At 62.3% G+C, this 24,031-nt stretch carries 18 protein-coding genes and 1 pseudogene; 8 read left to right on the forward strand and 11 right to left on the reverse strand.

Going from position 1 to position 24,031, the window contains the following annotated elements; genetic code table 11:
- Positions 1 to 69: 69 nt before the first annotated feature.
- Together IFT98_RS11090 and IFT98_RS11095 are read left to right on the forward strand one after the other, a co-directional pair.
- Positions 70 to 1,923 carry an Lnb N-terminal periplasmic domain-containing protein gene (locus tag IFT98_RS11090; RefSeq protein WP_185795203.1) on the forward strand — a complete coding sequence of 618 codons (1,854 nt, stop codon included), beginning with the start codon at positions 70 to 72 and terminating at the stop codon, positions 1,921 to 1,923.
- Positions 1,924 to 2,160: 237 nt separating this feature from the next.
- Positions 2,161 to 2,658: a GreA/GreB family elongation factor gene (locus IFT98_RS11095; protein ID WP_122795398.1), complete on the forward strand. Its 498-nt coding sequence runs from the start codon at positions 2,161 to 2,163 to the stop codon at positions 2,656 to 2,658.
- A gap of 85 nt (positions 2,659 to 2,743) precedes the next feature.
- On the opposite strand, the gene ettA is transcribed toward IFT98_RS11095, so the two are convergent.
- Positions 2,744 to 4,408 (reverse strand): energy-dependent translational throttle protein EttA, encoded by a 1,665-nt coding sequence (ettA, locus tag IFT98_RS11100; protein ID WP_122475355.1) that lies wholly within the window; start codon positions 4,406 to 4,408, stop codon positions 2,744 to 2,746.
- Between the two features lie 1,188 nt (positions 4,409 to 5,596).
- On the opposite strand from ettA, the pseudogene IFT98_RS11105 reads away from it, so the two are divergent.
- Positions 5,597 to 8,212 (forward strand): annotated as a pseudogene (locus IFT98_RS11105) (sensor domain-containing protein); the annotation flags it as partial.
- A gap of 285 nt (positions 8,213 to 8,497) precedes the next feature.
- The gene (glyA, locus tag IFT98_RS11110) at positions 8,498 to 9,751 is read left to right on the forward strand and encodes a serine hydroxymethyltransferase (protein ID WP_192048641.1); all 1,254 of its coding nucleotides are present in this window, start codon (positions 8,498 to 8,500) and stop codon (positions 9,749 to 9,751) included.
- 160 nt (positions 9,752 to 9,911) lie between these two features.
- Here glyA and yjiA read toward each other — a convergent pair whose 3' ends face one another.
- The 3 genes from yjiA to IFT98_RS11125 all read right to left on the reverse strand — a co-directional run bounded on the left by yjiA (position 9,912) and on the right by IFT98_RS11125 (position 13,300).
- Positions 9,912 to 10,877 carry a GTPase gene (yjiA, locus tag IFT98_RS11115; protein WP_192048642.1) on the reverse strand — a complete coding sequence of 322 codons (966 nt, stop codon included), beginning with the start codon at positions 10,875 to 10,877 and terminating at the stop codon, positions 9,912 to 9,914.
- Between the two features lie 140 nt (positions 10,878 to 11,017).
- Complete coding sequence (locus tag IFT98_RS11120) at positions 11,018 to 11,215, reverse strand: YbdD/YjiX family protein (protein WP_043192786.1); 198 nt, start codon at positions 11,213 to 11,215, stop codon at positions 11,018 to 11,020.
- 18 nt (positions 11,216 to 11,233) lie between these two features.
- The gene (locus IFT98_RS11125) at positions 11,234 to 13,300 is read right to left on the reverse strand and encodes a carbon starvation CstA family protein (RefSeq protein WP_122715096.1); all 2,067 of its coding nucleotides are present in this window, start codon (positions 13,298 to 13,300) and stop codon (positions 11,234 to 11,236) included.
- Positions 13,301 to 13,472: 172 nt separating this feature from the next.
- Between IFT98_RS11125 and IFT98_RS11130 the strand changes: the two genes are divergently transcribed.
- Both IFT98_RS11130 and IFT98_RS11135 read left to right on the forward strand, forming a co-directional pair.
- A complete protein-coding gene (locus tag IFT98_RS11130; protein WP_122715095.1) occupies positions 13,473 to 13,934 on the forward strand; it encodes a methyltransferase family protein in 462 nt (153 codons plus the stop codon).
- 40 nt (positions 13,935 to 13,974) lie between these two features.
- Positions 13,975 to 14,343 (forward strand): PilZ domain-containing protein, encoded by a 369-nt coding sequence (locus tag IFT98_RS11135; protein ID WP_192048643.1) that lies wholly within the window; start codon positions 13,975 to 13,977, stop codon positions 14,341 to 14,343.
- Between the two features lie 154 nt (positions 14,344 to 14,497).
- Here the strand turns inward: IFT98_RS11135 and IFT98_RS11140 are convergent, their stop codons facing one another.
- The 3 genes from IFT98_RS11140 to radA all read right to left on the reverse strand — a co-directional run bounded on the left by IFT98_RS11140 (position 14,498) and on the right by radA (position 18,003).
- Positions 14,498 to 15,190, reverse strand: coding sequence for an HAD-IA family hydrolase (locus IFT98_RS11140; RefSeq protein ID WP_192048645.1), 693 nt, complete (start codon positions 15,188 to 15,190; stop codon positions 14,498 to 14,500).
- Positions 15,191 to 15,302: 112 nt separating this feature from the next.
- On the reverse strand, positions 15,303 to 16,538 hold the full coding sequence (locus IFT98_RS11145; protein WP_192048646.1) for a M20/M25/M40 family metallo-hydrolase: 1,236 nt from the start codon (positions 16,536 to 16,538) through the stop codon (positions 15,303 to 15,305).
- Positions 16,539 to 16,635: 97 nt separating this feature from the next.
- Positions 16,636 to 18,003, reverse strand: a complete 1,368-nt coding sequence (gene radA, locus IFT98_RS11150) for a DNA repair protein RadA (RefSeq protein ID WP_122475371.1) — start codon at positions 18,001 to 18,003, stop codon at positions 16,636 to 16,638.
- Between the two features lie 211 nt (positions 18,004 to 18,214).
- On the opposite strand from radA, the gene mscL reads away from it, so the two are divergent.
- On the forward strand, positions 18,215 to 18,667 hold the full coding sequence (mscL, locus tag IFT98_RS11155) for a large-conductance mechanosensitive channel protein MscL (RefSeq protein WP_122475373.1): 453 nt from the start codon (positions 18,215 to 18,217) through the stop codon (positions 18,665 to 18,667).
- 125 nt (positions 18,668 to 18,792) lie between these two features.
- On the opposite strand, the gene IFT98_RS11160 is transcribed toward mscL, so the two are convergent.
- A complete protein-coding gene (locus tag IFT98_RS11160) occupies positions 18,793 to 19,569 on the reverse strand; it encodes a ferredoxin--NADP reductase (protein ID WP_192048648.1) in 777 nt (258 codons plus the stop codon).
- A gap of 389 nt (positions 19,570 to 19,958) precedes the next feature.
- Between IFT98_RS11160 and IFT98_RS11165 the strand changes: the two genes are divergently transcribed.
- Positions 19,959 to 21,083 carry a methyltransferase gene (locus IFT98_RS11165; RefSeq protein ID WP_192048649.1) on the forward strand — a complete coding sequence of 375 codons (1,125 nt, stop codon included), beginning with the start codon at positions 19,959 to 19,961 and terminating at the stop codon, positions 21,081 to 21,083.
- A gap of 95 nt (positions 21,084 to 21,178) precedes the next feature.
- On the opposite strand, the gene IFT98_RS11170 is transcribed toward IFT98_RS11165, so the two are convergent.
- From IFT98_RS11170 to IFT98_RS11180, 3 genes are read right to left on the reverse strand one after another with little or no spacing between them, the layout of a single operon-like run.
- Positions 21,179 to 21,340 carry a DUF2474 domain-containing protein gene (locus tag IFT98_RS11170; RefSeq protein ID WP_082223659.1) on the reverse strand — a complete coding sequence of 54 codons (162 nt, stop codon included), beginning with the start codon at positions 21,338 to 21,340 and terminating at the stop codon, positions 21,179 to 21,181.
- Positions 21,341 to 21,392: 52 nt separating this feature from the next.
- On the reverse strand, positions 21,393 to 22,400 hold the full coding sequence (cydB, locus tag IFT98_RS11175; RefSeq protein WP_122475377.1) for a cytochrome d ubiquinol oxidase subunit II: 1,008 nt from the start codon (positions 22,398 to 22,400) through the stop codon (positions 21,393 to 21,395).
- 2 nt (positions 22,401 to 22,402) lie between these two features.
- The gene (locus IFT98_RS11180) at positions 22,403 to 23,839 is read right to left on the reverse strand and encodes a cytochrome ubiquinol oxidase subunit I (protein ID WP_122795404.1); all 1,437 of its coding nucleotides are present in this window, start codon (positions 23,837 to 23,839) and stop codon (positions 22,403 to 22,405) included.
- Positions 23,840 to 24,031: the final 192 nt, after the last annotated feature.

Raw genomic sequence — 24,031 nt, forward strand, 5'->3', positions numbered from 1 at the left:
GCTCGACCCGCCCGCTCCTTTCGGAGCGGGCATCTCCCCCTTCCGATTTCGCCGAACTAGTTGCCGACAATGCTCAAACGCCTTGCCTTCCTGGCGCTCTGTGTGTGCGCCCCGCTGCATGCCGCTCCGCACCTCGACGCTCAGCGTCTGCAACAGTTGGCCAACGATCCTTACTGGATTTCCGTCGGCCACTACGAGCGCGGCAAGCTCGGCGGCTGGCGCAGCTATGTCGATGACCGCAAATTCTTCCTCGCCGATGATGGCGCGCACCATCCGGATGCCGAGCTGCAGGCCACGCTGAAGGCTATCTATGCACCCGCAGGTACCGGCGACCGGCATGCGCAGTGCGTGTTTCCAGCGCGTACCCGCTGGTTGCGCGAGCAGCTCGGGCTGAACGACCTGCCGACCGTGGAGTGCGCCGAGTTCCGCAAGTGGTTCTCGGACGTGGCGCCCCACAGCGCGGTGCTGATCTTCCCGGCGGCGTACCTGAACAGCCCTTCGTCGATGTTCGGGCATACCTTGCTGCGCATCGATCAGGCCGATGTGCAAAGCAACAACACCGCATTGCTCAGCTATGCGATCAACTTCGGCGCCTATGTCGAAGGCGGTGACAACAGCATTCTCTACGCCTGGAAGGGCCTGGCCGGCGGCTATCCCGGCTTGTTCGCCTTGGTGCCCTACCAGGAAAAGCTTTCCGAATACCGCAGCCTGGAAAACCGCGACCTGTGGGAGTACCGGCTCAACCTCACGCCGGAAGAAACCGGGCGCATGGTCGAGCACGTGTGGGAACTCAAGCAGGTGCAGTTCGACTATTTCTTCTTCGATGAAAACTGCTCGTACCGTCTGCTCGAACTGCTTCAGGTGGCCAGGCCAGGACTGGACCTGACCTCGCAGTTCCCCCTGACGGCCATTCCCACCGACACGGTGAAGGCAGTGAAGGCTGCCGGGCTGGTCGAGAAAATCGACTATCGCGCATCTCGCGAGCGCGAGCTGCTCGAACGTGCCAAGCCGCTGGACAGCAGCGAGCAGCAGTGGGTACAGCGGATCGCTGCCGACACGGCGCAGATCGACAGTGAAGGTTTTCAGGCGCTGGGCAAGGAACGGCAGGCGCTGATCCAGGATGCCGCGTTTCGCCTCGAGCGCTATCGGGCCACCGGCCAGGAGCGCGATCCGGCAAGGACCCAGCGCAGTTTCCAGTTGCTGCGCGCGATCAATCGCAATCCCCCGCCACCGCTGGATATCGACCGGCCGGGCTTGCCCGAGGATGGCCATCAGTCACGCACCTGGAGCGCGGGGGTGGGTACCCGCGGTGATACCGCGTTTGCCGAGTACGGGCTGCGCATGGCCTATCACGACCTCAATGACAACGCCGAGGGCTTTCCGCTGGGCGCGCAGATCGAGATCCTGGGCTTGAAAGTGCGTCAGTACGAAGGCAATGACTGGCAATTGCAGCAACTTGACCTGGCCACGATCCGTTCGCTGACGCCGCGCAATGAACTGTTGCAACCCCTGTCCTGGCAGGTGACCGGCGGCCTGGAACGGGTACTGGGCAAGCATGGCGACGAGAATCTGGTGTCCCATGTGAACGGCGGTGCCGGCGGTACATGGCAGCTGAGCGAGCACCTGCTGGGCTTTGCCTTGGGGACGGCGCGGGTGGAACACAACAATGACTTTGCCCAGTTCGTCACACCGGCGGCGGGTTTCAACAGCGGTGTGCTGTGGAAGAACGCCTTGGGTAATTTCAGCCTGGAGGGCAAGGGTGACTACTTCACCAATGGCGAAGTGCGCCGCAGCCTGAGTCTGAATCAGCAGTGGGAAGTTTCCCGCAACTTGGGGTTGCGCCTGAGCGCCCAGCGCGAGTTCAGCCATTTGAGTTCGCCGCGCAACGAAGTCATGCTCGAGGTGAAGTGGTACCACTACTGATCGGTTATGAACGCAGCTGCAATCTTCAGCGATCTCGCGGCCCCGTTCGATTCAGCTGAACCGGTTGGATACGGCTTATGCAACTCTGATGCGGTTTTGCGGCCCAATCTTCTACAAGCATCCGTTCTTGTAGGAGTAGGGCTTGACCGCGATCCACGTACAGCCTCCAGGTTGATACATCTCGGCTCCCCTACAGCAAGCTGGGCGAGTTGTACCGCCCCTCAAGGGAGGAAGACCATGAGCCGTGCATTCGTGAATGAAGACCAGGCTGCTGAGCAGGCGAGCCAACCTGTAGAGCGACTGATCAGTACGCAGCCCAACTACGTGACCGCCAGTGGCCTGGCCCAGTTGCAGGCGCGGGTCGCTGAAGTGCAGATACTGCAGGCCGAGCAAATGGCGATGGGTGAGCGTGCCGACCGTCAGCGTGTGGCCGACCTGAGCCGGGACATGCGCTACTACCAGCACCGCCTGCAACATGCCCAGGTGGTGGCACCGGTTACCTCGACCGCCAAGGTACAGATCGGCAGCTGGGTGACCTTTGCCGACGAGCAGGGCGCCGAACAGCGCGTGTGTCTGGTCGGTGAGGACCAGGCAGACGCCGGCGTTGGCTTGATCAACTGGGCTTCGCCGCTGGGTCGCGCGCTGCTGGGTGCGGAGGTGGGTGAAGAGCGTGTATGGCGTCGGCCTGCGGGTGACCTGACCGTGGAAGTCACAGGTATCCAGACGGGCCCTTGAGCGACACACCGGCGCCGTTCTCCAGCCTACATCCCCTGCACTGCACAAAAAAATGGGGCCCTGCTAAGAGGGCCCCATTTTTCATTTATGCCAGCTTCTTGTGGCGAACCCGGTGCGGCTGGGCAGCCGCTTCACCCAGGCGCTTCTTGCGATCGGCTTCGTACTCGGTGTAGTTACCTTCGAAGAACACGGCTTGGGAGTCGTCCTCGTAGGCCAGGATGTGCGTGGCCACGCGGTCGAGGAACCAGCGATCGTGAGAGATCACGATGGCCGCGCCGGGGAAGTCCAGCAGGGCTTCTTCGAGCGAACGCAGGGTTTCCACGTCGAGGTCGTTGGACGGTTCGTCGAGCAGCAGGACGTTACCGCCCTCCTTCAGCGTCAGCGCCAGGTGCAGGCGACCGCGTTCACCGCCGGAGAGGTCCTTGACGAACTTCTGCTGATCGCCGCCCTTGAAGTTGAAGCGGCCCACGTAGGTGCGTGACGGGATTTCATAGTTGCCGATGCGGATATTGTCCGAACCGTCGGAGACCTGCTGGAACACGGTCTTGCTGCCGTCCAGGTCGTCGCGGCTTTGATCGACGCACGCCAGCTGCACGGTTTCGCCCACTTCGATGCTGCCCGAATCCGGCTGTTCCTTGCCCATGAGCATGCGGAACAGGGTGGATTTACCGGCACCGTTACCGCCAATCACGCCGACGATGGCGCCTTTGGGCATGGCGAACGACAGGTTGTCGATCAGCACACGGTCACCGTAGCCCTTGGTGACGTTCTTGAATTCGATGACCTTGTCACCCAGGCGCGGACCGGCCGGGATGTAGATCTCGTTGGTTTCCGAACGCTTCTGGAATTCCTGCGACTGCATTTCTTCGAAACGCTGCAGGCGCGCCTTGGATTTCGACTGACGGGCCTTGGCGCCTTTGCGCACCCATTCCAGTTCTTCTTTCATGGCTTTTTCGTGAGCCGACTGTTGCTTGGATTCGGCAGCCAGGCGATCGGACTTGGCTTCGAGCCAGCCCGAGTAGTTGCCTTCGTACGGAATGCCGGCGCCGCGGTCGAGCTCCAGGATCCAGCCGGCGACGTTGTCGAGGAAGTAACGGTCGTGGGTGATGGCGACCACGGTGCCGGGGAAGTCGTGCAGGAAGTGCTCCAGCCAGGCGACGGAATCGGCATCCAGGTGGTTGGTCGGTTCGTCTAGCAACAGCATGTCAGGGGCCGAGAGCAGCAGGCGGCACAGGGCCACGCGGCGTTTCTCACCACCGGACAGGTGCTCGATCTTGGCATCCCAGGCCGGCAGGCGCAGAGCGTCGGCAGCGACCTCCAGTTGCCGTTCCAGGTTGTGGCCGTCGCTGGCCTGGAGGATGGACTCGAGCTTGGCCTGTTCGGCAGCCAGCTTGTCGAAGTCGGCGTCCGGTTCGGCGTAGGCGGCGTAGACCTCGTCTAGACGAGCCTGGGCGTCCTTGATCACACTGACCGCTTCCTCGACCACTTCGCGTACGGTCTTGGTCGGATCGAGCTGTGGTTCCTGAGGCAGGTAGCCAACGTTGAGCTCGGGCATCGGGCGGGCTTCGCCGTCGAATTCCTTGTCGACACCGGCCATGATCTTCAACAACGTGGATTTGCCCGAGCCGTTCAGGCCGAGCACGCCGATCTTGGCGCCGGGGAAAAAGGACAGGGAGATGTTCTTGAGGATTTCCCGCTTCGGCGGAACGACTTTGCTCAGCCGATGCATGGTGTAGACGTATTGAGCCATGGAATGAACCTGGATAAAGAAGGTGCGAGATAGAGGATGGAAGCTTGGGCCCCCGCAAGGTGTTCAAAGCTACCGGAATGCGGGAGTCAGGGCAAACCAGCGCGCGCCCGGTGACGCGGTGTGCCAGGCGGATCGTGGCGAGAACGAACGTCCGGAAGCGCCGCGAGCGCTGTAGCAGCGGCGCAAGCCGCGTCGGCGGTGGATGCGGTGTGTCAGGCGCAGCACGGTGGCTTTACGCTGCGCTAGCCGGCCTTGGGCGCTAGCGCTTATAGTGCGAGGTGTAACACGCATGATTCACGTGCCCTTTGGTAGGGCCCGCGCCTATGCCTGCCCCCGACTGTCATATCGCAGGATTTCAGTTTGACCAATTTCAATCAGCCGTCCTCCTTGCGCCCGCCCGTCCAAGGGTCAGGTACGCCGCTGCACGGTTCGTTGAAAGGCGCACTGGCATTCGTGGTTCTGATGCTGCTGGCGCTGCTGTTCTGGCAACTGCTCGACCAGTTCCAGCGCACCCAGGCCGATCAGCGCCAGCACAGCATCGACTACAGCGCTGACCTGGCCGATCACGTCAACCTGAACATGGCGCTCAATGCGCAGATCGCGCTGAACCAGCTGCTCACGACTCAGCCCTTCCCCAGTGCGCGGGAACGCGCCGAAACGCTCGCTCGCGTCCGCCACTCGGTGCCCGAACTGCAAAGCCTGGCCTGGCTCAGCGGCGATGCGCGGGTTATCGCCGACACCCTGCCGGACGCGAGCGACGCGCCGTTCATTGCGCTACTGGCAGGTCGCCTGGATGGTGATAGCCACTACTACACCAACAACACAGCCGCAGACCTGGTCTATCTGCTGATCCGTCAGCCTGGCGAAAACACCAATGGCTATTGGCTGCTGCGCATGAGCCCGATCGTCATCAGCCGCCTCATCCACCAGGTCGAGCGCGAGGAGAACCCCAGCTGGGTCCTGGAAAATCACGCAGACAAGCACATCATTGGCCGCGCCGGCCCTGCCCCGTTCGCTGCCTCCGAACTCAGCGCCACCGAGCTTGAACAGAGTGTGCTGGTGACCCCGCTGAGCCATAGCGACTGGCAATTGCGCAGCCTGTTCGATGCCGGGCAGGCGCGCCTGGCGCTCTTGCCGCCCTTGCTGGGCAAGTGCCTGTTGGGCCTTCTGGTGTCATTGGTACCGTTGCTTGCGCTGTTGGGCATGCGCCGCCGCCAGCGCGAACTCAACGAAGAGCGTCGCCGCTATCAGGACATCTTCGAAGGCGCCGGAGTGGCGCTGTGCGTGCTCGATCTGTCGGGCGTCCTGGCGTTCTTCGAGCGGGTCGGGCTCAACGGGCACACCGACTCTGCACAGTGGCTGCAGGACAACCCGGCCATGCGCCACGACCTGTTGCAGGCATTGCGCGTAACCGAAGTGAACCAGGTTGCCTTGCGGGTGCTGCAGGTGGATACCGGCGAACAGGCGTGGCGCAAGCTTATCGAAGGCGGCTCGGCCACCGGCATCGGACACCGTTTGATCACTGCGCTGCTGGAGCGCCAACAGCAACTGGAGCTGGAGATCCGCCTGGTCAACCAGCAGGGCCACGATCAGTACCTGTGGCTGACCGTGCGCTTTCCCGAGCACGCCGAGGACTACCGTGCAGTCATTCTCAGCATCACCGACATCACCAGCCACAGAACGGCGAGCGAATCGCTGCGCCAGAGCGAAAAGCGCCACCGCATGCTCGCCGAGAGCATCAGCGACGTGATCTTCTCGACCAACAACCGCTTGGAACTCAACTACGTCAGCCCCTCGGTGCAGAGCGTGCTGGGCTACGAGGCAGACTGGGTGCTGGAGCACGGTTGGCAGGGCATGCTGGCCAACCCCGCGCAGATGACGGGGATCAATGCGCTGCTGGCGCAGGTTCGTCGGGCGCTGCACGTGCCGGCCGAGCTGGCTGCCCTGCGCAGCGATCTCAAGACCCAGGTCTTCATGTTTGACTGCATGCGCAACGATGGCCGCAAGATTCCCATCGAGCTGCGCCTAGTGTTGATCTGGGATGCGCAAGGGGCTCTGGAAGGCATGCTCGGCGTGGGTCGCGACATCAGCCAGCAGCGCCGCGCGGAGAAGGATCTGCGCATGGCTGCCACGGTGTTCGAGCATTCGACGTCGGCGATTCTCATCACCGATCCGGCGGGCTACATCGTGCAGGCCAACGAAGCCTTCAGCCGGGTCAGTGGTTATGCCGTGGCCCAGGTGCTGGACCAACTGCCGAACATGCTGACCGTGGATGACCAGCAGGAAGCCCACCTGCGCTACGTGCTCAAGCAACTGCAGCTGCGTGGCACCTGGGAAGGCGAGGTCTGGCTCAAGCGGCGCAATGGCGAGCACTACCCAGCCTGGGTCGGCATCACCGCGGTGCTCGATGACGAAGGCGATCTGGCCAGCTACGTGTGCTTCTTCAGCGACATCAGCGAGCGCAAGGCCAGCGAACAGCGTATTCATCGCCTGGCCTACTACGATGCGCTGACCCACCTGCCCAACCGCACGCTGTTTCAGGACCGGCTGTACAACGCCCTGCAGCAGGCCGAACGCCAGCAGTCGTGGGTGGTGCTGATGTTCCTCGACCTCGACCGCTTCAAGCCGATCAACGATTCGCTCGGCCATGCCGCTGGCGACCGCATGCTCAAGGACATGGCCACGCGCCTGCTGGGTTGTGTCGACGACGATGACACCGTGGCGCGCATGGGCGGCGATGAATTCACCCTGCTGCTGCAACCCCGCGCCACCCGTGAGCTGGCCTTGAACCAGGCCATCCATGTGGCGGAGCAGATTCTCGGCAGCCTGGTCAAACCGTTCGTGCTCGAAGGCCGCGAGTTCTTCGTCACGGCGAGTGTGGGCATTGCCTTGAGCCCCCAGGATGGCGGCGAGCTCAGCCAATTGATGAAGAACGCCGACACCGCGATGTACCACGCCAAGGAGCGCGGCAAGAACAATTTCCAGTTCTATCAGGCCGACATGAACGCCACGGCGCTGGAGCGTCTGGAGCTGGAAAGCGACTTGCGCCATGCCCTGGAGCAAGAGGAATTCGTGCTGTACTACCAGCCGCAGTTCAGCGGCGACGGCAAGCGCCTGACCGGTGCCGAGGCACTGTTGCGCTGGAACCACCCACGGCGCGGCCTGGTGCCGCCGGGCGAGTTCATTCCGGTGCTCGAGGAGCTCGGTCTGGTGGTGGACGTGGGCGACTGGGTGCTGGCCGAGGCGTGCCGTCAGCTCAAGGCTTGGCACTTGGCCAAGGTACGGGTGCCCAAGGTGTCGGTGAACATCTCCGCGCGGCAGTTCGCCGACGGCCAGTTGGGCAAGCGGATTGCCCGCATGCTGGAACACATCGGCCTGCCACCGGCGTGCCTGGAGCTCGAGCTGACCGAGAGCATCCTGATGCGCGAGGTCAACGAGGCCATGGTGATTCTCGACATCTTGAAGAACCTCGGCCTGAGTATCGCCATCGACGATTTCGGCACGGGTTATTCATCGCTCAACTACCTCAAGCAATTCCCCATCGACGTACTGAAGATCGACCGTACCTTCGTCGATGGTCTGCCCTCCGGCGAGCAGGATGCGCAGATAGCCCGGGCTATCATCGCCATGGCGCACAGCCTCAATCTGTCGGTGATCGCCGAAGGAGTGGAGACCCACGAGCAGTTGGAGTTCCTGCGCGAGCATGGCTGTGACGAGGTTCAGGGCTACCTGTTCGGCCGACCGATGCAGGCCCACCGCTTCGAGTCGCAGTTCAGTAACGACGCGCTGTTCCTGTTTCAGTGATTCTCCCTGATTGTGGGAGCGGTCAGTGGCCGCGAAGGGCGCCCTGCGGTAGATCAGTGGAACCGCAGCGCGACTTTCGCGGCCGCTGACCGCTCCCACAGATGTTTCGCGGTCGCGGGTTGCTCCCACACAGGTTTGCGGCCAATGACCGCTCCTACGGGGTGCCGAGGTGCCGGTGGACATGAGGCCTGCTTGTTCACGCAGTGACTGCCTTTCATATGCCAGATAAAAGCCGATGGGGTAGAATGCTCGCCTTTCCCAACATCCCGATCCTTGAGGACCGCCATGTTCAGCCGTAGCCAGACACTCGCCAAGTACGACGCCGATCTCTTTGCCGCCATGGAGCAAGAAGCCCTGCGTCAGGAAGAGCACATCGAGCTGATCGCCTCGGAAAACTACACCAGCCCCGCTGTCATGGAAGCCCAGGGCTCGGTGCTGACCAACAAGTACGCCGAAGGCTATCCAGGCAAGCGTTACTACGGTGGCTGCGAGTACGTCGACGTGGTCGAGCAGCTGGCCATCGATCGCGCCAAGCAACTGTTCGGCGCCGACTACGCCAACGTCCAGCCGCACGCCGGCTCGCAAGCCAACAGCGCGGTCTACCTCGCCCTGCTGCAGGCAGGCGATACCATCCTGGGCATGAGCCTGGCCCACGGCGGTCACCTGACCCACGGCGCCAGCGTTTCGTCGTCGGGCAAGCTGTACAACGCCGTTCAGTACGGCATCGATGCCCAAGGCCTGATCGACTACGACGAAGTCGAGCGCCTGGCCGTCGAGCACAAGCCGAAGATGATCGTGGCCGGTTTCTCCGCCTACTCGCAGATCCTCGACTTCCCGCGCTTCCGTGAGATCGCCGACAAGGTCGGTGCCTATCTGTTCGTCGATATGGCCCACGTGGCAGGTTTGGTTGCCGCTGGCGTGTACCCGAATCCGGTACCGTTCGCCGATGTGGTCACCACCACCACCCACAAGACCCTGCGCGGTCCCCGCGGCGGCTTGATCCTGGCGCGTGCCAACGCCGAGATCGAGAAGAAGCTCAACTCGGCAGTCTTCCCGGGCGCCCAGGGCGGCCCGCTGGAGCACGTCATCGCTGCCAAGGCCGTGTGTTTCAAGGAAGCGCTGCAGCCTGAATTCAAGACCTACCAGCAGCAGGTCGTGAAGAACGCCAAGGCAATGGCCAAGGTGTTCATCGACCGTGGTTTCGACGTGGTGTCCGGTGGTACCGAGAACCATCTGTTCCTGCTGTCGCTGATCAAGCAGGACATTTCCGGCAAAGACGCCGATGCCGCGCTGGGCAAGGCATTCATCACCGTCAACAAGAACTCGGTGCCGAATGACCCACGCTCGCCGTTCGTCACATCGGGCCTGCGCTTTGGTACGCCGGCAGTGACCACCCGTGGTTTCAAGGAAGCCGAGTGCCAGGAGCTGGCCGGCTGGATCTGCGACATTCTGGCGGACCTGAACAACGACGCGGTGATCGAAGCCGTGCGCGAGAAGGTCAAGGCTATCTGCGCGAAGCTGCCGGTGTATGCCGACTGATAGCTGTGCCTTGATGTGAAAAAGCCCGGCTCATTGAGTCGGGCTTTTTTATGTGTCAGGGCGGCCCTATCGCGGGCAGAGCCCGCTCCCACAGGGATCGTTGTCGTGCTGGAGATCCCTGTGGGAGCGGGCTCTGCCCGCGATAAGGCCGGCGCAGGCTTTAGAGGGTTTCGAATCCGGCGCGGATCTTGGCTTCGGGTAGATCATCGGCGATGAACACCATCACGCTTTCGCGCACCTCCCCCTCGGCCCATTCGGTGTCCCAATCGAACCCGTAGAGTTTCAGCACGCCTTGGAACACCAGGCGTCGATCTTCCCCTGCGATATTCAAAACGCCCTTGTAGCGCAGCAGTTGTTTGCCGTGCTCTTCCAGCAGTTCATTCATGAAGGTGCTGAGCCGGTCGATGTCCAGCGGCTTGTCGGTGCGCAGCACCAGGCTGGCGATGCGGTCGACGCTGGGACCCTGGTTGACCGGGCGCAACGCCAGGCCTGCATTGAGATTGAAGCCCCGCACATCGAGCAGTTCCGCTAAATCGATACGGCCGTGCTCGACCACTCGAATCGGTGCCCGACGGTTGATGCGGGTCAGGCGCTCGCTGAGTTCTTCCAGCACCGTCGGTGGCACCAGATCGGTCTTGCTGATCAACAGGCGATCGGCGAACCCGACCTGCGCCTGGGCGATGGTCTGGGCCAGATGAATGCCGGCATGGGCAGCGTCCACCAAGGTCAGAATGCCGTCCAGGATGTAGCGCTCGCGCAGCTCCTCATCGATGAAAAAAGTCTGGGCGACAGGCGCTGGGTCGGCCAGGCCCGTGCACTCGATGACCAGTCGGTCGAAGGCGATCTCGCCGCTGTCCAGGCGTTCGAGCAACAGGTACAGCGCCTTGGTCAGGTCGGTGTGGATGGTGCAGCAGACGCAGCCGTTGGCTAGCGTCATGATTTGCACCGGCTCGTCGCCCAGCAGCTGGGTGTCGATGCCGGCGTCGCTGAATTCGTTCTCGATCACGGCGATTTTCAGGCCGTGTTCGGCTTTGAGCATGTGGCGCAGCAAGGTGGTCTTGCCGGCGCCGAGAAAGCCGCTGAGGATGGTGACGGGAATCGGGGGGGCGGCTTCGGACAAGTTCATGAACTCCAGGAGTTTCTAAATGCAAATGGCCTCTTCGCGGCCACTGGTCGCTCCTACAGGGATAATCAATCACTTGTAGGAGCGGCCAGTGGCCGCGAAAGGGCCATCACTCACGACACATCTCTACGAGATGGCATACCTCAACAACACTTGGGCCCACCCTTGCCGCCGTACCTGGCTTCCTGGCGTTCACGGAAGAACGCCTCATAGTCCATCATCGGCTTGTCCGGGTGCTTGGTCTGCATGTGCTCGACGTAGTTGTCGTAGTCCGGCATGCCCACCATCAGGCGTGCCGCCTGTCCCAGGTATTTTCCCAACTTGCTCAAGTCATTGAACATGGCGGCAGCCCTCGATCATCACGCATTGGGGAACGGCTGGAACGGTGCTTCCTTGTCGGTACGCTCCTTCTTGCCCCAGGCGGCGACGCCGACCTTCAAGGCGAAGAACAGGATGCTGAAGACCACCAGCAGGAACAGTACGGTCAGGGTTGCGTTGGTGTAGGCATTGAAGATCACGTGTTGCATCTGCTCGACGCTCTTGGCCGGTGCAATGACCTGGCCCTGGGCCAACGCGTCGCTGTACTTCTTGGCCAGCGCGAGGAAGCCGACTGCAGGGTTGGCGTCGAACAGCTTGATGAAGCCTGCCGTCGTGGTGCAGATCAGCAACCATACGGCGGGCAGCATGGTGACCCAGATATAGCGCTGACGCTTCATCTTGATCAGCACGACGGTGGCGAGCATCAGGGCAATACCGGCCAGCATCTGGTTGGAGATGCCGAACAGCGGCCACAGGGTATTGATACCACCCAGCGGATCGATCACGCCCTGGTACAGCAACCAGCCCCACAGGGCCACGCAACCAGCAGTGGCGATGACGTTGGCGGTCCACGACTCGGTGCGTTTGAGCGCCGGGACGAACGAACCGAGCAGGTCCTGCAGCATGAAACGTCCGGCACGGGTGCCGGCGTCCACGGCGGTCAGGATGAACAACGCCTCGAACAGGATTGCGAAGTGGTACCAGAAAGCCATGGTGTTTTCACCCGGCAGCACCGAGTGCAGGATCTGCGCGATACCCACGGCCAGCGTCGGTGCACCGCCGGCACGCGCCAGGATGGTGGTTTCGCCGATGTCATGGGCCACCGCCTGCAACGCTTCCGGGGTAATGGCAAAGCCCCAACTGCTGACCGCCGTTGCCACTGCGACCACGTCGGTACCGACCACTGCGGCCGGGCTGTTCATGGCGAAGTAGACGCCCGGTTCGATGACCGAAGCGGCAACCATGGCCATGATCGCCACGAACGATTCCATCAACATGGCACCGTAGCCGATGTAGCGGGCGTTGGTTTCGTTGTCCAGCAGCTTGGGCGTGGTGCCCGAGGAAATCAGCGCATGGAAACCGGACACCGCGCCGCAGGCGATGGTGATGAACAGGAACGGGAATAGACCGCCCTTCCATACCGGGCCGGTGCCGTCGGTGAACTGGGTCAGCGCGGGCATCTTCAGTTCAGGCATGGTCACCAGGATGCCGATGGCAAGGGCGATGATGGTACCGATCTTGAGGAAGGTGGAGAGGTAGTCGCGCGGTGCCAGGATCAGCCACACAGGCAGCACGGCAGCGACGAAGCCATAGCCTACCAGCATCCAGGTGATCTGAATGCCGGTGAAGGTGAAGGCCTTGGCCCAGACCGGATCGGCCGCCACCTGGCCACCCAGCCAGATCGAGAGCAACAGCAGGAACACGCCGATGATGGAGATTTCACCGATGCGGCCCGGGCGGATGTAGCGCATGTACACGCCCATGAACATCGCGATGGGGATGGTGGCCATGACCGTGAAGATGCCCCACGGGCTTTCGGCAAGTGCCTTGACCACGATCAGCGCCAGCACCGCGAGGATGATGATCATGATCAGGAAGCAACCGAACAGGGCAATGGTGCCGGGAATGCGGCCCATTTCCTCGCGTACCATGTCGCCCAGCGAGCGGCCGTTGCGGCGCGTGGACAGGAACAGCACCATGAAGTCCTGCACTGCGCCGGCCAGGACCACGCCAGCAATCAGCCACAGCGTGCCGGGCAGATAGCCCATCTGCGCAGCGAGCACCGGCCCGACCAGAGGGCCGGCACCGGCAATGGCTGCGAAGTGGTGACCGAAAAGAATGTGCTTGTTGGTCGGTACGTAGTCCAGACCGTCGTTGTTGAGCACCGCAGGCGTGGCCCGGCGCGGGTCGAGCTGCATGACGTGGTTGGCAATGAACAGGCTGTAGTAGCGGTAGGCAACCAGGTAGATGGCCACTGCCGCGACGACGATCCATAACGCATTGATTGCTTCACCGCGGCGAAGTGCAACGACGCCCAGGGCACAGGCACCAATGATCGCCACGATCAGCCACGGAACGTGGCGGAACGCACTGCTATTGTTTTTCATATTATTGTTTCCAGCTCAGTGGATGAGTGTCAGCCTTACCGAGTCTAGCGATTTTTTGCCCGATGGCCATCCCCACGTTGGTCTAGAGCGGCGCGGGGCGCAAGGTCGGGGCGCGGCGGAACACTCACCCCCTGCACGGGTCGCAATAAAGGTGTCCCAAGCGAGTCGACCCATGCCCAAGCCACCTGTCCAAGCCGCCCTGCCCCCACCACTGCTGTATCTGGCGTTCATCGCCGTGGCCATGGCCCTGAGCTATGCACTGCCTGTTGGGCTGCCGGTCAACAGTTGGACCGCCGCCACGGCGGCGGCGTTGATCATCCTCGGCCAGAGCCTTTCCTTCTGGGCCATGCTGCGTTTCAAACGACAGCACACGGCGACCAGCAATTTCGACGCGCCTCACGAATTGCTGCGCGACGGGCCGTTCGCGCTGTCGCGCAACCCGATCAATCTGGGTGACACCCTGGCCTACGTGGCGCTGTCGTTGCTGATGGGCAGCCTGTGGCCGTGGCTGTTGCTTCCGGTGTTGCTGTACCTGATGAACTGGCTGGTGATCCGGCCTGACGAAATCCAGCTGGAAGGGCTGTTTGGGGAGACTTATCGCCAGTATTGTCGACGGGTTCGCCGCTGGCTTTGAGTCTCTGCGCTATAGTCCAGCAAAACTCGAGGACCCGATCATGACGCAAACCCATACCGAACGCCGGCGCTTCAAGCGCATCGCCTTCGATGCCAAGACCGAACTGCGCCAAGGCACCGAGCGCTGGCCGGTCAAGCTGCTCGATCTGTCGTTGAAGGGGCTGCTGATTGAAAAGCCGTCCCCTTGGCTGGGTGATGCCAGCAAACCCTTCAATGTGGATGTGAAGCTGGGGCCGCAGGAGGATGTGGTGATGGAGGTCAAGCTGGCCCATGACGATCATGGGCAACTGGGTTTCGTGTGCACCCATATCGGTCTGGAGTCGATCAGCCATCTGCGTCGGTTGATCGAGCTCAACCTGGGTGACCCCGAGGAGCTGGAGCGGGAGTTGGGGGCTTTGCTGGACGTTTGAGGACGGCAACGGGGCCTTCGCGGGCAGAGCCCGCTCCCACAGGGGTGAAGTGCACTGTGGGAGCGGTCAATGGCCGCGAAAAGGGCGATGCGGTGTGTCTGATGAACCGCGGTGAGGCCTTCGCGGCCGATGACCGCTCCCACGGCGAGTATCGCTACACCAAGTGAGCCGGCAGCCCCCATTGGGCGGGATCGAAGCCCAGCAGGCTTTGCAGACGATCGTCGGCATGGTGATAGCGCTCCGGCGCCATAGCGGCATCCGGTACGGCCACCGCGAACATCCCGGCGGCTTTGGCGGCGGTGACGCCGAAGGGCGAGTCTTCGAATACCAGACAATCCCTAGGCTCTACCCCCAGACGCTTGGCCGCCACCAGGAAGATATCAGGCGCAGGCTTGGCCGCACCCACCTCTGGGTCATCGGCGGTGACAACCGTGTCGAACAGCGCAAACCACTCCTGATGCAGAGTGGTTTTCATCGCAAAGTGCCCGCGAGACGAACTGGTACCCACGGCGATCGGAATGTTGTGCGCCTTCAGATGCCGCACCAGCGCCTCGGCGCCGGCCATCGCCTGCGCATGGGGAAAACGCTCGGCCATCAGCGGCGCACGCGCTTCGATGAATTCAGCGGGCGTCAGCGGCAAGCCCAATGTCTCGACGATATAGGTCGAGAGGTCATTGGCCCCCAGGCCGATGGTGTTCTGCTTGACGCTCCAGTCGAAGACCTTGCCGTAACGCTCGGCAATCATCTGCGTGACTTCGGTGTAGATGCCCTCGGTATTCAGCAACAAGCCATCCATGTCGAAGATGACGGCCTTGACGGGGCCCATGCCCGGCACTGCAGTGTTCATAGGGCGCGCTCCATGGTCGGTGTGAGGACCTCAGAGTACGGGGCTCGCCGGGGGTTGAGCAAGTTGGGGTGGCAGTGCCGGCGCCTGGCCCGGGCGCCAGCACTGCGCCGGCTCAAGGTACCGACAGCGTGCGAATCATCGACAAGGTCAGATACAGCCGCGGCGCGATGCTGCCCAGTTCGATGTATTCGTCATCGGCATGCAACCCTGCCCCTACCACGCCCATGGTTTCCAGCACCGCAGGCTTGTCGCTGCCGGGCACGTAGGCATAGCCGGCATCGGTACCGAAGCGCATGGCGATCGGCTCGATGGATTTGTCGATCGCCGCATAAGCTTTTTGCGCTACCCCGGCCAGTTGCTCTGAGCCACTGTTCTTGGCCAGCGGCGGCCGACCTTTCTCCAGACGCAGACTGACCTGGGTGTCGTCGATCAATTGCTTGCGGATCAGACGCTGGCCTTGCGCAAGCACGCGGTCGGTTTCTTCGATGTCCGAATAGCGCATGTCGGCTTCGGCCGTCGCCAGGGCCGGAATGATGTTGCGCTTCTCGCCCGCCTTGGCCATGGTCCAGTTCACGGTGGTGCCCTTGTCGGGATCGCCCAGGTCTTTGAGCTGGACCAACTGATGGGCCAGTTCGGTGAGCGCATTGCGACCTTCTTCAGGCGCTGAGCCAGCGTGGGACGAGCGCCCTTTGACTTCCAGGATCAGGCCGTTGATGCCATTGGTGGCGGTGGTCACTGCGTCCTTGTTCGGCGGCTCGTAGGAAAAGACATAATCGTTCTGGGCAGCCAGTTCGGCGATGATTTTCTTCGAGCCAGCCGAGCCCATTTCCTCGTCCGGGTTGAACAGCACGGTGAGCGTGCCGTAGCCGTCGAAGCCTTGGGCCTTGAGCAGTTTCAACGCGTGCAGGATCATCGCCACACCGCCCTTGGCATCGGCCACGCCGGGGCCGTAGGCACGCGCCTCGTCGGTGCGGAACGGACGCTTGGCGGCGGTGCCCGGCAGGAATACCGTGTCGTAGTGGACCATGAGCAGGAAATTCTTGCTGCCGCTGCCCTTGAAGGTGCCGACGATGTTGTCGCCCACCGACGGCGTGGCCGGAGTGGTCTGGACCGTGGCGCCCAACTCCTTGAGGCGCTTGACCAGCAGCGCGCTGACCGTGGCCAGGCCTTTTTCCTGGCCGGTGCCGGTGTCCACCGAGACCAGTTCCTTGACCGTTTCCAGGTAGCTGGGTTGTTCGGCCTGGGCCTGTTTGTAGAGATCGGCGGCAGGCAGTTCGGCGGCCTGCGTCGACAGCGAGAACAGGCAGGCTGCAGCGATTGCGGTGACGCGTGAAGGTCGAACGGGCATAGGTCGGAAGCCTCGGGCGGGTGTGGTTTTTGTAGGCAGGGCTGGCGAAAGCGCCTGACCTGACATTCAACAACCTTAGCCTACTGCGGCGTGCGCGCTACTCGAACAAGGCATCCAGCGCTTGTTCCAGACGCGTCACGGCGATGACCTGCAGGCCTGGCGGCGCTTCCTTGGGCGCGTTGGCCTTGGGCACGATGGCGCGCTTGAAGCCATGTTTGGCCGCTTCCTTGAGCCGTTCCTGACCACTGGGAACCGGGCGCACTTCGCCGGACAGGCCGACTTCGCCGAACACCAGCAAGTCGTGCGGCAGCGGACGGTTGCGCAGGCTGGACATGATTGCCGCAAGCAACGCCAAGTCGGAAGCGGTTTCCAGCACTTTCACGCCGCCGACCACGTTGAGGAACACGTCCTGGTCATGGGTGGGGATGCCGCCGTGCCGATGCAGCACTGCCAACAGCATGGCCAGGCGGTTCTGGTCCAGGCCCAGGGTGACCCGGCGCGGGTTGGACAGGTGGCTGTCGTCGACCAGCGCCTGCACTTCCACCAGCATGGGCCGGGTACCTTCCCAGGTGGCCATGACGACACTGCCGGGGACTTCTTCCTGGGCACGGGTGAGAAAGATAGCCGACGGGTTGGAGACTTCTTTCAGGCCCTTGTCGGTCATGCCGAACACGCCCAGCTCGTTGATCGCGCCGAAGCGGTTCTTCACGGCCCGCAACAAGCGCAGGCGGCCATCGGATTCGCCTTCGAAGTACAGCACGGTATCGACCATGTGCTCGAGCACGCGGGGCCCGGCCAGGGCACCTTCCTTGGTCACGTGGCCAACCAGAAAGATGGCTGTGCCACTCTGTTTGGCATAACGCACCAGCAGCGCGGCGCTTTCGCGCACCTGCGAAACGCCGCCGGGCGCGGACTGCAGGTTTTCGGTGAAGATGGTCTGGATCGAGTCGATCACCATGACCTTGGGCTGCTCGACCTTGGCGGTGGCGATGATGGTTTCGATGCAGGTCTCGGTCATGACCTTGAGTTTGTCCTGGGGCAGGCCCAGGCGTCGCGCGCGCATGGCCACCTGTTGCTGCGATTCTTCGCCGGTGACGTACAGGGCGGGCATGCGCATGGCGATGTTGCACAGGGTCTGCAGCAGGATGGTGGATTTGCCGATACCGGGGTCGCCGCCGATCAGCACCACCGAGCCATCGACCAGGCCTCCGCCGAGCACGCGGTCCAGTTCGGCGGATGCAGTCGAGAAGCGCGGGATCTCTTCGATGCTGACTTCGGCCAGGGTCTTGAGTTGCGCCTGCTGCCCTGTCCAGCCGGTGCGGCCACTGGGTGGTGCGGCAGCGCCGCTTTCGATGACGGTCTCCACCAGGGTGTTCCAGGCACCGCACTCACCGCACTGGCCTGCCCATTTGGGAAACGTGGCACCGCACTCGGTGCAGCCGTACATGCGCTTTGCCTTGGCCATGAAAATTCCTGTTCGAAAAGTGCGTTCATGATAATCGAGCGCGCTGGAATAGTGGGCAAATCAAGCCCTTGCAGCGCGGAAAAGCGTCTAGTCTGTACTTTGACAAAACTTCTAGGGCGCAGTTGGGTCCCTTGCAGCAGGCATGGAAAATGAAGCATCTCGCTGATTTGGAATGCGTTGACCAACCTCATCTGTAATAAGGAATAACCTCATGAGCGTGCTAAGTGAATTCAAGGCCTTTGCGGTCAAAGGCAATGTAGTCGACATGGCCGTTGGTATCATCATCGGTGCGGCGTTCGGCAAGATCGTTTCATCCTTCGTTGGCGATGTGATCATGCCGCCGCTAGGACTGTTGATCGGTGGTGTGGATTTCAGCGACCTGGCCATTACTCTGCGCGCCGCGGTTGGCGATGCCCCAGCGGTGGTGCTGGCCTATGGCAAGTTTATCCAGACGGTCATCGACTTCATCATTGTGGCGTTCGCGATCTTCATGGGCGTGAAGGCCATCAATCGCCTGCGTCACCAGGAAGAAAAGAAGCCTGCGGCGCCGGCTGCGCCAACCAAGGAAGAGCTGCTGCTGGGCGAAATCCGCGACCTGCTCAAGGAGCAGAACGGCAAAGGCACCGTGGTCACCACTGCGCCGACGCCTGGGCCGCAGATCTGATACCGCGGTGTGCCGTTCGCGGCCGATGACCGCTCCCACAGGTGGGCCGGGGTGGGCCAAGCAATTGTAGGAGCGGTCTGTGGCCGCGAAGGGTTGATGCGGTGGGTCAGGTGGTGAGGCGGTTGCTACCAGTAGTTTTCGACGGCGACCTGGCCGGGGCGGCGGCTCAGGCTGAGGTTCATGGCGCGGCCCTTCAGCAATTGGCGGGTGTCGTCGATCATCTGGGGGTTGCCGCAGATCATCACCCGTGAGTGCTCAGGCACCAGCTCCAGCCCTGCAGCCTTCTCCAGCTCGCCATTCTGAATGAGATCGGTGATACGGCCATGCAACGTGCCCGCCACCTGCTCGCGAGTCACGATCGGGATGAACTGCAGCTTGCCGACAAACTCGGCCAGGTAGTCCCGCTGTTCCAAGCCAGCGATCAACTCTCGATACGCCAGCTCCTGACCTTCCCGCGCGCTGTACACCAGCTTGATGTGCTCGAATTTTTCCCACACGGGAAAATCCTGCAGAATCGAAACGAAGGGCGCCACGCCAGTGCCGGTTGCCAGCATCCACAGGTCGCGACCATCGACGAAGCGGTCCAGGGTGAGGAACCCGGTGGCCATTTTCTCCACCAGCAGCTCGTCTCCCGGGCGCAGTCGGCTCAACTCGCTGGTGAACTCGCCACCCGGTACGACGATGGAGAAGAACTCAAGGAACTCGTCATGCGGCGATGAAACCATCGAATAGGCGCGCCACACCACAGTGCCGTCGGCCTTGGTCACACCCAGACGAGCGAACTGGCCGGCGACGAAGCGAAAGCCGGCATCACGGGTGGTGCGCAGGGTGAACAGGCTGGGGGTCAGCGACTGGACCTCGATGATGGTCTGGCGAGTGAATTTTTCTGCGCTGGCGGTCATGAGGCGCTCCGTTGTTCAAGTGCCGGCATTTTCCCGCAAACCGCCAAAGATAAACACCGTTGGTTTGTGTGGCCACCGGTGAGCCATCTGCCTGCGAAGGTCGCACCGCAGTGCGTCTGATGTTGCGCGGTGAGCCCTTCGCGGGTAGAACCCGCTCCCACAGAGTGCTACTGCGGTAGGGCTTTCGCGGCCGATGACCGCTCCTACAGGGATGACCGTTCCGGCCTGGGCATCCTGATCCACTGTGGGAGCGGTCTGTGGCCGCGAAGGGTTGATGCGGTGGGTCAGGCAGTATGAGCCAAAGCTTTCGCGGCCGATGACCGCTCCTACAGGCACCGCGTGCGATCGGGTAGAATCGCGGCTTTATTGCCGCTTCCGTGCCCTTTGCCATGCCTGTACTGACCTCGCCCTTCGCTGAACTCGATCTGATCCGCCAGCCCGATCAACCCAACGAACCGCTGCAGGCGTTCGACGCGGCGGACGAGTACCTGCTGACCTACATGGCCGAGCACCCGCTGCCCGCCCAGGCTCGCGTGCTGATTCTCAACGACAGTTTCGGCGCTTTGGCCATCAGTCTGCAGAGCGTCGTGCAGGTCATCAGCAGCGGCGATTCGTTTCTGGGGGCGCTGGGGCTGGAAAAGAACCTGGCGCGCAATGGTCGGCCATTCGACAGCGTCGAGTTCATCCCGGCCAGCACCGCTGTGCAAGGTCGGTTCGACCGTGTACTGCTGCGCGTGCCCAAGACCCTTGCCCTGCTCGAAGAGCAACTCATCCGCCTGCATGGCCATCTGGCACCCGGCGCCGAGGTGGTGGCCGCCGGCATGGTCAAGCACCTGCCTCACGCCGCCGGTGACCTGCTGGAAAAATACATCGGCACGATGCGACCGTCATTGGCCGTCAAGAAAGCCAGGCTGTTGATTGCTACCCATGAAGAAAAACCTGCACAGGCATCGCCCTACCCTACCCGCTATGCGCTGGACGAACCTGCGCTGACGCTGCTCAACCACGCCAACGTGTTCTGCCGCGAAGGCCTGGACATCGGCACTCGCGCATTCCTCCCGCACCTGCCGCGCAACCTGGGCTCGGCCCGCGTGGCCGACCTGGGCTGCGGCAACGGTGTGCTGGCCATCGCCAGCGCCCTGGCCAACCCGGACGCGCACTACACGTTGGTCGATGAATCGTTCATGGCTGTGCAATCGGCGCGGGAGAACTGGCAAGCAGCCCTGAGCAGCCGTGAGGTCGAGGTTCGCGCCGGCGATGGCCTGGCGGGCCAGGCACCGCAGTCGCTGGACGTGGTGTTGTGCAACCCGCCGTTCCATCAGCAACAAGTGGTGGGCGATTTCCTGGCGTGGCGGATGTTCCAGCAAGCGCGCGAGGCCTTGGTTACCGGCGGCGACCTGTACATCGTCGGCAATCGCCACCTGGGCTATCACAGCAAACTGGCGCGCCTGTTCCGCGCCGTCGAACAGGTCGCGTCCACGCCCAAGTTCGTGGTGCTGCGCGCACGCAAGTAAGCGCACTGCACAGGCACTCAGCTGCCCTCAGGCAAAAAAAACCCTCCGCAAGGAGGGCTGTAAAATGAGCACTGCCAGAGCAGCACTGATGGGATTCAATGGGATTTCATCCCCGCCGCCGTCATGAACAGGCGGATCAACATGGCAAACAAGCCCAGCGCGACGACGCTGCCGGCATAGATCACCACCAGCCAGCCCAGGCGTTTCCACAAGGGCTTTTTCTCTTCGCTGTGCGTAACGATCGGTTTCTCGCTCATGCTTCTACTCCTGCCCGACCCAGGCCTTGCAGCCTGGGCAGCGGCGGTTGGACTAGTGGTAACCGTCTTCATGGGTAACCTTGCCGCGGAACACGTAGTAGCTCCAGAAGGTGTACACCAGAATGATCGGAATGATGAACAGCGTGCCCACCAGGATGAACCCCTGGCTCTGCGGCGGCGACGACGCGTCCCAGATCGAGATCGACGGCGGGATGATGTTCGGCCACAGGCTGATGCCCAGCCCGCTGTAGCCCAGGAACACCAGCAGCAGGGTCAGCAGGAACGGCGTGTAGTGCGCGTTGCGTTTCACCGAGCGCAGCAGGCCGACGACCGTGGCCAGCACCAGGATCGGCACGGGCAGGAAGTAGAACAGGTTCGGCGTGCTGAACCAGCGCGTGGCGATGTCGTCATGGGCCAGCGGCGTCCAGATGCTGACGATACCGGTCACGATCAGCAGCCCGTAGGTCAGCGGCGGCGCCAGCTTGTGCATGGCCTGCTGCAGGCTGCCTTCGGTTTTCATGATCAACCAGGTGCAACCGAGCAACGCGTAGGCAACGATCAGTGCCAACCCGCAGAACAGGCTGAACGGCGTCAACCAGTCGAAGCCACCACCGGCATAGTTGCGGTCGACCACGGCAATACCGTCGATGTACGCACCCAGTGCCACGCCCTGGAAGAATGTAGCCGCCAGCGAGCCACCGATGAACGCCTTGTCCCAGACATGGCGCTTGGCTGCAGTGGCCTTGAAGCGGAACTCGAACGCCACGCCACGAAAGATCAGGCCCATCAGCATCAGGATCAGCGGCAGGTACAGCGCCGACAACACCACCGAGTAGGCCAGCGGGAAGGCGCCGAACAACGCCGCGCCGCCCAGCACCAGCCAGGTTTCGTTGCCGTCCCAGACCGGCGCCACGGTATTCATCATGACATCGCGGTCACCTTCGTCCTGCATGAAGGGGAACAGGATGCCGATGCCCAGATCGAAGCCGTCCATGATCACGTACATCATGATGCCGAAGATGATGATCACGGCCCAGATGAACGGAAGGTCGATACCCATGCTTAGTGCCCCTTGCTCAAGGTGTCGGTGTGGCCTTCTTCGGTGCCTTCATGGGCCGCCGAAAGAGGACGTGCAGGCGTGCGCTGGGTACCAGGGCCACCGGAGTTGATCTTGTCTTCGTGCGCCTTGGGACCCTTGCGCACCAGGCGCATCATGTAGCCCAGGCCCACGCCGAACAGCGCGAAATACACCACGACGAACATCACCAGGGTGAAGGTCATCTGGCCGATGCTGTGGTTGGAGGAGGCGTCGGCGGTGCGCATCAGGCCGTAGACCACCCACGGCTGACGGCCGATCTCGGTGGTGAACCAGCCCGCCAGGATCGCGATCAGGCCAGATGGCCCCATCCACAGGGTCAGGTAGAGGAACGGACGGCAGGTGAACAGCGCATCTTTCTTGCGCAGCCATACGCTCCACAGACCGACGAAGATCATCAGCATGCCCAGTCCGGCCATGACACGGAACGACCAGAAGATGATGGTCGAGTTGGGCCGGTCTTCCTTGGCAAAGGACTTGAGAGCGGGTACCTGCTTGTCCAGGCTGTGGGTCAGGATCAGGCTGCCCAGGTAGGGAATCTCGACGGCGAAACGGGTCTTCTCCGCTTCCATGTCGGGCCAGCCGAACAGGATCAGCGGGGTGGCCTCGTCACCCTTGTTTTCCCAGTGGCCTTCGATCGCGGCGATCTTGGCCGGCTGGTGCTCGAGCGTGTTCAAGCCGTGCATGTCACCCACGAAGGCCTGCACGGGCGCCACGATCAGCGCCATCCACATGGCCATGGAGAACATCCGGCGGATGGCCGGGGTGTTGCGACCGCGCAGCAGGTGCCAGGCCGCCGAGGCGCCGACGAAGAACGCCGTGGCCACGAACGCGGCAATGGACATGTGCACCAGGCGATACGGGAACGAGGGGTTGAAGATGACCGCGAACCAGTCGACCGGAATCACCCGGCCGTCGATGATCGCATGGCCCTGGGGGGTCTGCATCCAGCTGTTGGACGCAAGAATCCAGAACGTGGAAATCAGCGTGCCGATTGCCACCATTATCGTCGAGAAGAAGTGCAGGCCACGGCCCACGCGGTTCCAGCCGAACAGCATGACACCCAGGAAGCCCGCTTCCAGGAAGAACGCAGTGAGTACTTCGTAGGTCAGCAACGGCCCGGTGACGGCACCGGCGAAGTCGGAGAAGCGGCTCCAGTTGGTGCCGAATTGGTAGGCCATCACCAGACCGGACACAACGCCCATGCCGAAGTTGACTGCGAATATCTTCGACCAGAAGTGATACAGATCGCGGTAGGTGTCGTCACGGGTTTTCAGCCACATGCCTTCGAGCACAGCCAGATAGCTGGCCAGACCGATGGTGATGGCGGGAAACAGAATGTGGAACGAGACCGTAAACGCAAACTGCATTCGGGCGAGATCGATTGCCTCTAAACCGAACATGGGGCTTCCTCTATCAGGTGAACCGGCGCAGGCGGGCGGCCCATGCCAGCGGCCCCTGCGAGGGGAGCGCGGTCTGATGACTTCGTTCTAGTGGAGTCCACGTCGCAGGGATTGTGGCCGTTTGGCCGCCATGCCGCGCCAGACAAGGCGTTGACATGGATGAAGACACCTTCAAAGAGTAGCCTTGTTTGC

The organism is Pseudomonas sp. CFBP 8770 (assembly GCF_014841705.1).
Lineage (GTDB): Bacteria > Pseudomonadota > Gammaproteobacteria > Pseudomonadales > Pseudomonadaceae > Aquipseudomonas.

Bases quoted from the DNA above. Each gene is read 5' to 3' on its own strand.
- IFT98_RS11090 (WP_185795203.1), top strand. From the start codon at position 70: ATGCTCAAACGCCTTGCCTTCCTGGCGCTCTGTGTGTGCGCCCCGCTG.
- IFT98_RS11095 (WP_122795398.1), top strand. From the start codon at position 2,161: ATGAGCCGTGCATTCGTGAATGAAGACCAGGCTGCTGAGCAGGCGAGC.
- ettA (WP_122475355.1), bottom strand. From the start codon at position 4,408: ATGGCTCAATACGTCTACACCATGCATCGGCTGAGCAAAGTCGTTCCG.
- glyA (WP_192048641.1), top strand. From the start codon at position 8,498: ATGTTCAGCCGTAGCCAGACACTCGCCAAGTACGACGCCGATCTCTTT.
- yjiA (WP_192048642.1), bottom strand. From the start codon at position 10,877: ATGAACTTGTCCGAAGCCGCCCCCCCGATTCCCGTCACCATCCTCAGC.
- IFT98_RS11120 (WP_043192786.1), bottom strand. From the start codon at position 11,215: ATGTTCAATGACTTGAGCAAGTTGGGAAAATACCTGGGACAGGCGGCA.
- IFT98_RS11125 (WP_122715096.1), bottom strand. From the start codon at position 13,300: ATGAAAAACAATAGCAGTGCGTTCCGCCACGTTCCGTGGCTGATCGTG.
- IFT98_RS11130 (WP_122715095.1), top strand. From the start codon at position 13,473: ATGCCCAAGCCACCTGTCCAAGCCGCCCTGCCCCCACCACTGCTGTAT.
- IFT98_RS11135 (WP_192048643.1), top strand. From the start codon at position 13,975: ATGACGCAAACCCATACCGAACGCCGGCGCTTCAAGCGCATCGCCTTC.
- IFT98_RS11140 (WP_192048645.1), bottom strand. From the start codon at position 15,190: ATGAACACTGCAGTGCCGGGCATGGGCCCCGTCAAGGCCGTCATCTTC.
- IFT98_RS11145 (WP_192048646.1), bottom strand. From the start codon at position 16,538: ATGCCCGTTCGACCTTCACGCGTCACCGCAATCGCTGCAGCCTGCCTG.
- radA (WP_122475371.1), bottom strand. From the start codon at position 18,003: ATGGCCAAGGCAAAGCGCATGTACGGCTGCACCGAGTGCGGTGCCACG.
- mscL (WP_122475373.1), top strand. From the start codon at position 18,215: ATGAGCGTGCTAAGTGAATTCAAGGCCTTTGCGGTCAAAGGCAATGTA.
- IFT98_RS11160 (WP_192048648.1), bottom strand. From the start codon at position 19,569: ATGACCGCCAGCGCAGAAAAATTCACTCGCCAGACCATCATCGAGGTC.
- IFT98_RS11165 (WP_192048649.1), top strand. From the start codon at position 19,959: ATGCCTGTACTGACCTCGCCCTTCGCTGAACTCGATCTGATCCGCCAG.
- IFT98_RS11170 (WP_082223659.1), bottom strand. From the start codon at position 21,340: ATGAGCGAGAAACCGATCGTTACGCACAGCGAAGAGAAAAAGCCCTTG.
- cydB (WP_122475377.1), bottom strand. From the start codon at position 22,400: ATGGGTATCGACCTTCCGTTCATCTGGGCCGTGATCATCATCTTCGGC.
- IFT98_RS11180 (WP_122795404.1), bottom strand. From the start codon at position 23,839: ATGTTCGGTTTAGAGGCAATCGATCTCGCCCGAATGCAGTTTGCGTTT.